This window comes from Nostoc sp. 2RC (genome assembly GCF_014222165.1).
GTDB classification, from domain to species: Bacteria; Cyanobacteriota; Cyanobacteriia; order Cyanobacteriales; family Nostocaceae; genus Nostoc; species Nostoc linckia.
On record NZ_JACKZU010000437.1, the window covers coordinates 1 to 6,328 of the forward strand.

General features: G+C 43.1%; 4 protein-coding genes and 1 pseudogene. 3 read left to right on the plus strand and 2 right to left on the minus strand.

All coding sequences use genetic code 11. The annotated features are described in order from the left end of the window. Nucleotides 1–185 (minus strand): annotated as a pseudogene (locus GNE10_RS30730) (hypothetical protein); the annotation flags it as partial. 54 nt (nucleotides 186–239) lie between these two features. Here GNE10_RS30730 and GNE10_RS30735 point away from each other — a divergent pair. From GNE10_RS30735 to GNE10_RS30745, 3 genes are all read left to right on the plus strand, one after another. Continuing rightward, nucleotides 240–1,694 carry a GTP-binding protein gene (locus tag GNE10_RS30735; protein ID WP_185569621.1) on the plus strand — a complete coding sequence of 485 codons (1,455 nt, stop codon included), beginning with the start codon at nucleotides 240–242 and terminating at the stop codon, nucleotides 1,692–1,694. A 209-nt stretch (nucleotides 1,695–1,903) separates the two neighbouring features. Beyond that, the gene (locus tag GNE10_RS30740; protein WP_185569622.1) at nucleotides 1,904–3,004 is read left to right on the plus strand and encodes an AAA family ATPase; all 1,101 of its coding nucleotides are present in this window, start codon (nucleotides 1,904–1,906) and stop codon (nucleotides 3,002–3,004) included. Next, nucleotides 3,004–3,714 carry a DUF4276 family protein gene (locus GNE10_RS30745; protein ID WP_185569624.1) on the plus strand — a complete coding sequence of 237 codons (711 nt, stop codon included), beginning with the start codon at nucleotides 3,004–3,006 and terminating at the stop codon, nucleotides 3,712–3,714. Before GNE10_RS30740 ends, GNE10_RS30745 begins: the two co-directional genes overlap by 1 nt. Nucleotides 3,715–3,972: 258 nt before the next feature. Here GNE10_RS30745 and GNE10_RS30750 read toward each other — a convergent pair whose 3' ends face one another. Beyond that, nucleotides 3,973–5,631: a mechanosensitive ion channel gene (locus tag GNE10_RS30750; protein ID WP_185569626.1), complete on the minus strand. Its 1,659-nt coding sequence runs from the start codon at nucleotides 5,629–5,631 to the stop codon at nucleotides 3,973–3,975. Nucleotides 5,632–6,328 lie beyond the last annotated feature (697 nt).

The window sequence follows — 6,328 nt, forward strand, 5'->3', positions numbered from 1 at the left end:
CAATGCCCAATGCCCAATACTTCTCTGCGAGAGGCTGCGCCAACGACTACGCTCAGTACAAGTGCCCAATGCCCCATGCCCGATGCCCAATGCCCGATGCCCAATACTTCTCTGCGAGAGGCTGCGCCAACGACTACGCTCAGTACAAGTGCCCCATGCCCAATGCCCCATCCGCAATTCCCCATTCTCTGTTAAAAATAACTAGGATCGAATAGCGAGGTTAACTAAGAATCTAAATTATGACTTCCACATTGCCCGAACCTCATCACAGCAACTCACCCAGTTGGGAGGAAGAACTAGATAGTGCCATTTTCAGTTTTGACGATATTCAAACGGAACTGAATTACAAACAAGCACAAACCGCACTGCGAAATTTAGTGACTAATCTTGACCTCAGCGCCCCAGAAAAAGCGGGGCTGGAGGCGGAAATTGCTGATTTGGAAACCATGTTAGGAAAGTTAGACCGCATGGTGGTGCAAATTGCTGCTTTTGGGATGGTGGGACGTGGTAAGTCTTCGCTACTCAATGCTTTAGTTGGACAAACAGTATTTGAAACCGGGCCGCTGCATGGTGTTACCCGTGCTGCACAAAGAGTGAATTGGATTATTAGTGAAGAGGCGGTTGGGGAAACTGAACGGGCTTTGCGAGTCACTCTCCCTGGCGTTGGTCAATCACAGGTGGAATTAATTGATACTCCAGGGTTAGATGAGGTAGATGGTGCAACCCGCGCTGCATTAGCTGAACAGATTGCTAAACAAGCGGATTTGATTTTGTTTGTCATATCTGGGGACATGACAAAAATAGAACATATCGCCCTTTCTCAATTGCGAGAAGCAGGTAAACCAATAATTCTGGTGTTCAACAAAGTAGACCAATATCCAGAAGCCGATCGCATGGCAATTTATCACAAAATCCGTGATGAAAGGGTGCGGGAATTACTCACACCCCTAGAAATTGTCATGTCAGCAGCATCGCCATTGGTGAAAACGGCAGTTTTTCGCCCTGATGGAACCAGAGGCATACAGTTGCGTCAGGGTAATGCCCAAGTGGAAGAACTGAAGCTGAAAATCTTGGAGATTTTGCACCGCGAAGGCAAAGCTTTGGTGGCTCTCAATACTATGCTTTATGCTGACACCGTAAATGAGCAATTGATAGAGCGAAAATTAATGATTCGTGAGGAAAATGCCAATCAGCTCATTTGGAAAGCTGTGATGGCTAAGGCAGTGGCGATCGCTCTCAATCCGGTAACTGTGGTAGATATTCTTAGTAGTGTAGTTATTGATATTGCTTTAATTTTAGGTTTATCTAAACTCTATGGCTTCTCTATGACCGAAGCCGGAGCCGTACAATTGCTACAAAAAATTGCCCTCAGTATGGGCGGTATTGGAGCCAGCGAACTATTGGCTAACTTGGGTTTGAGTGGACTAAAAACTTTACTTGGTATCTCTGCAACCGCTACCGCTGGTATTGCTTTTGCTCCTTATATATCCGTAGCCCTCACCCAAGCCGGAGTTGCAGGTGTTTCTTCTTACGGCATTGGGCAAGTTACCAAAGTTTATTTAGCCAACGGTGCAACTTGGGGGCCTGATGGGCCAAAAGCAGTGATTAATCGGATTTTGACAACCCTTGATGAAACTTCAATTCTCAACCGCATTAAAGACGAATTACTCCACAAAGTAAAACTTAGAAAGTGAGCCTAGAAATGTACGGTGCGTTGTCGCCAAGGGCCGCACCGCCAAGAATTCAAGATGCGGTACTGAAAATTTATATTTTTCACATATTTTGTGCAAAAGGTGACAATACTAAATTGCGAAGAAATATTGCCTCATCTCGCTCCCACATGCGTATCAGGTGTTAGACAAGGGCAAATAAATACACATTTACGGATTCAGGAGAGTAATTTTTGGACAGGTTGCAACGATTAACTCTTAAAGGATTCAAATCTATTAAGGCGATGGATCTTGAGTTACATCCCTTAAATATCTTGATTGGAGCAAATGGAGCAGGCAAGAGCAATCTTATCTCGTTCTTCAAGATGCTTAATGAGATGATGGCTGGACGCTTCCAACAATATATCGGGATGTCGGGGCGCGCTCAGTCTCTCTTGTACTTTGGGCCGAAAATAACTCCTCAGATAGAAGCAAGACTAGAGTTCCAAGTCGATAACGGGATGGATACGTATCATCTGCGCTTATTCCATGCTGCCAGTGATACGCTGATCTTCGCCGAAGAAACATTGAGCTTTCTGCAAACGGGTTGGACATCCCCAAGGGTTGACCAATTAGGTGCAGGACATCAGGAAACAAAAATCAATCAAGCAGCAGAGGAAGGTATAACAACAGCTAAGGCACTCAAGTACTTGCTTGACCGTTGCCGTGTATATCACTTTCACGATACATCTTCTACGGCAGCAGTGCGGCAATCTTGTTACATTGGCGATAACCGATGGCTCATGCCTGATGCTGGAAATTTAGCTGCATTACTTCTGAAATTTCGCCAAGATGATATTTCAGCTTATCAACGTATTATCGGAACAATCCGTTTGATTGCACCATTTTTTGATGACTTTGTACTTGAGCCAGATGCATCTAATCGTGTCATTCTCAACTGGCAAGAAAAAGAGTCAGATAGAGTATTTGGGCCCCATCAATTTTCAGATGGGACTTTACGTGCTATCTGTCTTGTAACACTGCTGTTACAACCAGAGGATAGGCTACCAAAACTCATCGTTGTTGATGAGCCAGAACTAGGTCTTCATCCCTATGCCCTAAATGTTGTGGCAGACTTGTTTAGTAAAGCTTCACTCTATACGCAAATCGTCATTAGCACCCAATCTAGTTCTTTTTTAGATAATTTTGAACCTGAAGATGTGATTGCGGTCAACCGAGAAGGTAAGGAGTCACAATTTCAGCGGCTTAATTCCACACAATTAGAGGCTTGGCTCGAAGAGTACAGTCTGGGAGAAGTCTGGGAGAAAAATATTATTGGGGGAGGGCCGCATTAATGGTGCGCCTTAAGCTATTTGCTGAAGGACAAACAGAGCAGACATTCGCCGACACTTTAATAAAACCACACTTAAGTCAATTTGAAGTGTTTATGCACAGTCCTCGGCTGATTGCTCACGCCAAAAAAAAGGGAAAGGTACATCGCGGTGGTGGACGTAATTACGAGCCAATGAAAAAAGATATTCTGCGATCGCTTAGCGAAGATAGAAATTCTGATGTATTCTTCACTACTATGATTGATTTCTATGAGATCCATCCTGAGTTTCCGGGATTAGCTGAGTCCGAAAGTTTGCGCCAAAATCCCATAAGGCAGGTTGAATTTTTAGAGCAACGCTTTGCAGAAGATATCAACGATTGTCGATTCATCCCGTACATTCAGTTGCATGAATATGAGGCATATCTTTTTGCCGATCCAACCTGTTTTGAATACCTTGATGCGCGTCGCCAAAAGGAGATTGAAGCTCTGGTAGCTATTGCTAATCAATATGAGACACCTGAGTTAATCAACGATGGACAGCAAACAGCGCCTAGCAAGCTTATCATAGCTCTGTTTCCTGATTATGAAAAAGCAAAACCTACTTTTGGGCCACAGTTGGCTGAACTGATTGGACTGCAAGTAATTCGCAGCCGATGTCCTCATTTCAACGCATGGCTATCACGGCTCGAATCGTTAAACAATTACTGCGACAACTCTGCTAGAAGTGTCTGAGCTTAATTGTGAATTGGCTCAGACTTGATAAGCATATCGAAACTCTAAACTTCGAGTTCAGAACTCGAACCTTCGACTTCTGAACTCGGAACTTGAGGTTTAGAACTCGAAATGTCAAGTTCTAAACTCAAACTCCGAGCTTGTAAGCTGTAAATTTCAACTTCTGAGGCAAAAATGGTAATAGATTTTCTCTACTTTATTGATGCTTACAGCTACATTTTCTAAAATTTACAGACAAAATTGTGCCTTCATCAACTTTTAGTTTCTACCTTTGAAAGAATTGAGCCATTCTTGAACTTGTTCGCGGGCAATATCACGACCTCCTAAGCCAAAAGCTAGGGCAATAGCAACAGCGATCGCACCTAATAAAAGTCCAAAGGCTAAATTCACAATATCACTGGCAACTCCAATTTGTTGCAGTGCCATTGCTGAAACTAGAGTAATGATGGAAATCCGCGCTACTTGTCCTAAAATTTGTGCTTGGCGATCGCCAGAACTGGTAATAATGTTAAAAGCTAGATTTGCCAAGAATAATCCGATGGCAAATATAATCAAACCTGCCAAAATTCGCCCAAAAATAATCAAAATACCAGACACTAGGGTTGTCAGGGCTGGAATATTCAGGATATTTACCGCCGCCACCGTTGCAAATAGCATAATACCCACTAAGGTAACTATGCCTGCAATTTCTGATGGGGTACGGGTGGGAATTGGAGGGGGTGTAGGTTCTGCTGATTCGGTAGAAATGACAATTCGCCTGGTAGGCGTTGTCAGACCCAATACAGTGAAAATGTTATTAAAGCCCAAATTAGTTAGGATACTTGTGACCAAATCTGCCACAAATCGTCCCAAGAAATAGGCAACAAGCAAAATTGCGATCGCTGTAAAAATAGCAGGTACGGCGTTGAGAACCTGTTGTAGCATAGCGATGGCTGGCTGGGAAATAGCAGCAATTTGTAAAGCATCAAGGGCTGCGATCGCCACAGGAATCAAAATCAAAATATAGACAATCGTACCGATAATATTCGATAAAGGTTGCACTCCCGCAGTGGAAGATAATCCAAATCGACTACCTAAATGGTCAACACCAGCACTCGCTAGCAAGTTTGTCACAATCCGGCGTACTACATTAGCTATAAACCAGCCAACTGCCGCAATTAGCGCCGCCGCTAAAATGTTTGGCAGAATTACCAAAATCTTTGTAATTAAAGCTTGTACTGGTTGTAAGGCTTCCCGAAGTCCGAGAGTATCCAGAATCGGAACGAGAAACAGTAAAAATATAAACCAATACAAAGCATTAGCAATGGTTTCACTTAGAGACAACTGATTGAGACTGGGCACGCTATCCGGAGGTTGTGGATTCAAACGCTCATCCAGGTTAAATGTCCGTAATAAACGTACAGTAATAATTTTGACAATACTAGCTAATACCCAGGCAGTTGCCAAAAGAATTCCAGCACCAACCAACTTTGGCAAAAAGCCAATGAGTTGTTCCAAAAAAGTATTGAGGGGCCGAGACGCGATTTCTAAATTCAGCGTTTGTAAAACAGCCACCGCCGTCAGTAAGATGATGCTCCAAAAAACCAAGTCAGAGATTAACTTCTCCACCTGGGGAATATCCTGACGACCTGTTATACCTGCGGCAATCCGGTTATCTATGTTTGTGCGGTTGAGGATTTTTTGTATTACTGTGGCTGCGATCGCTGCAATTAGCCAACCAACAAACAAAATTACCACAGCCCCCAGCACGCGAGGCATAAACAGAATTAACTGTTCAACAACTCCTTGCACATCAGTGACGCCTTCGTTTACTGCTTGACTTGTTTGCAAACTGGGCGATTGTGCCAAAAATTGCTGTCCTCCCATCGATAAACCAATATCTATCAACTGGGTTATTCCTTGCCAAGTTGTGTTCATGGTTTTCCAGTATTAAGCTTTTAATTCGCCAAAAACACTTGAAATACTTATCGGGTGGCTTGATTTGAACTAGGGACTGGGAAAACAAGTATGTTGATTGATTTTTGAACCAAAACTTACAGTAGCTTTCATGTATTTGAACCACATCTAGTGGTTTGCCAACCCAAAAATGCGCTTCTTTCGGGCTGGGGAAAGGGGAAGGGGTAAAGGGTAAGGGATTTAAAACTTTTCCCCTTTCCCCTTTCTCCTTTCCCCTTTAAAGAGCCAAGTCACGAAAGCGAACTACTAGTGTAGGAAGACAGTAATGCCGCCCATACAATGGAACACATTGACCTGAAAGTTCTTGTAAAAGAATTTCTTCGCCAGTATCTAATACCCAATACCCAGCCCCATAACGCTCATTCCTCTCTAACTTGTTTTACTGAAATTAAGGCGAAATCAGCGTTACCCGTCGAATAATTCTGCATCCCAGTAAGTTTACTAGTGTTTTGCCTATCAATTTACCAGCAAATTACTCGTAAACCCATTATCTGTTTCATACGATCGAAATTTTTTTGGTTTTTCAAAAAAAACATCAAAAGTAAGTAGGGAGGTGGGGGAGAAAAGGGAGATGGGGAAAAGGTTAAAGGTTAAAGGTTAAAGGGAAAAGGAATAAATTTAATCTTTCCCCTTTTCCCCTTACCCCTTTCCCTTTCCC

What these genes read in the sequence shown, in the direction of transcription:
- GNE10_RS30735 (WP_185569621.1), top strand. Translation starts at nt 240, where the DNA reads ATGACTTCCACATTGCCCGAACCTCATCACAGCAACTCACCCAGTTGG.
- GNE10_RS30745 (WP_185569624.1), top strand. Translation starts at nt 3,004, where the DNA reads ATGGTGCGCCTTAAGCTATTTGCTGAAGGACAAACAGAGCAGACATTC.
- GNE10_RS30750 (WP_185569626.1), bottom strand. Translation starts at nt 5,631, where the DNA reads ATGAACACAACTTGGCAAGGAATAACCCAGTTGATAGATATTGGTTTA.